Genomic DNA, 1,539 nt, shown 5'->3' with positions numbered 1-1,539 from the left:
GCTCCCACAGGGGAATGCATTGCAACTGTGGGAGCTGGCTTGCCTGCGATGCGCTTAGAAGCTCATGTCCACCTTGGTCCAGAGCGTGCGCCCCGGTTCCTTGATGGCTTGCGGGTCATTGGCCGGGTAGCCGAACCCGGCGTTGCCGGCCAGGTTCAGGTGCTCGGCGTACGCCTTGCCGAACAGGTTGTCGACGCCCGTGCTGACCTTGAAATTCTTGTTGATGCGATACGCCGCGTTCAGCGAGAACACGCCAAACCCCGAGCTTTTGTCGAAGTCCTTGCCCACCACGTTGCCCTTGTTCTGGTCGATGCGGTTTTGCGCCGCGACCACCCGCCACAAGGCGCCGGCGCTCCAGTCGTCCTGGCTGTAGGTGAGCCCGAAGCGCGCATCCAGCGGCGGGATCTGCGGCAGCGGTTTGCCGTCGCTGGTGTTCTTGCCCCAGGCGTAGGCGAAGGTGGCATCAGCCTTCCAGTTGGCGGTCAGCTTGTAGGCCGCACCCAATTCACCGCCCATGATTCGCGCGTCCACATTGCGCGCCTGGGAGGTGGTGCCCATCATTCCCGGCTGGTAGTCGAACAGGATGAAATCACGCACCTGGCCGACGTAGCCCGAGGCCCAGGCGTCGAGATCGGCGGATTTGTATTGCAGGCCAAAATCCAGCTGGGTGGTTTTTTCAGGCTTCACACCGTCGAAGGCATTCACGGAACCGACCGACCCGGTGTCGGGAGAAAACAGCTCCCAGTAATCAGGGAAACGCTCCGAATGCCCAAGCCCTGCGTACAGGGTGGCAGGGCTGTCCGCCAGATCGTGCTCGTAGCGGAAAAAGCCGGACGGCAGCGTATCGGCGCGGGTTTTACCGGCGGTGGGGTTGGGGCTGCTCATCATCCCGGAGCTGATGGTTTGCCGGAAATCCTTGGCCGAGGCGCGGTCGACGCGGGCGCCGGTGATCAGGCGGTCGCGGTCGGCGGCGTACCAGGTCAGTTCGCCGAACACCCCGTAGTTGTGGAAGTTGGCGTCCTTGCTGCGGGGCAGGTCCTTGTAGGTGTCGACGCCCATGGCGCTGCGTTCGCGGTGTTCGTTGGTTTGTGCATCAATGCCGCTGATCAACTGCACATCGGCCCAGCGCCAGGTGGCCTTGATACGGGCGCCGAGGGTGCGGCGGTCGACGTTGGCCGCCATGGGACCGGCCATCATCCCGGTGCCCGACGGGACGCGCAGGGTGTAGTTGTCCATCACGTGGTCGGCGTAGTTGTAGTAGACCTGCGCTTCGACCTTATCCAGCACCTCGCCGATGTTCGATTTCTCGACGCGCAATCCGAGGCTCTCGCGCAAAAACTGCGAACCGTCCATGCCACGCCCGGCGTAGCGGGCTTCGCCATCGCCACGGCCGGCGGTGAGTTCCAGCAGGGTGTCGGCGTCCGGGGTCCAGCCCACGGCCACGTCGCCGTTCCACTTGTCGTAGCGCGAGGCGACGGTGTCGTTGTTGCCGTCCTTGTAGTCATCGGCGTGGGCCTGGTTGCCGATCACCCGCACATA

At 63.9% G+C, this 1,539-nt stretch carries 1 protein-coding gene; it reads right to left on the bottom strand.

Features of this window, described 5'->3' with window-relative positions; all coding sequences use genetic code 11:
- Window positions 1–54 precede the first annotated feature (54 nt).
- The coding region (locus HX846_RS33390) for a TonB-dependent copper receptor (protein WP_178967067.1) at window positions 55–1,539 on the bottom strand (1,485 nt) is incomplete at its 5' end.

Origin of the sequence: Pseudomonas sp. K5002, from assembly GCF_013386655.1 — a bacterium.
Taxonomy (GTDB): domain Bacteria; phylum Pseudomonadota; class Gammaproteobacteria; order Pseudomonadales; family Pseudomonadaceae; genus Aquipseudomonas.
Note: the sequence above shows the minus strand (reverse complement) of the source record. Positions and strands in the feature narration are given on the sequence as shown.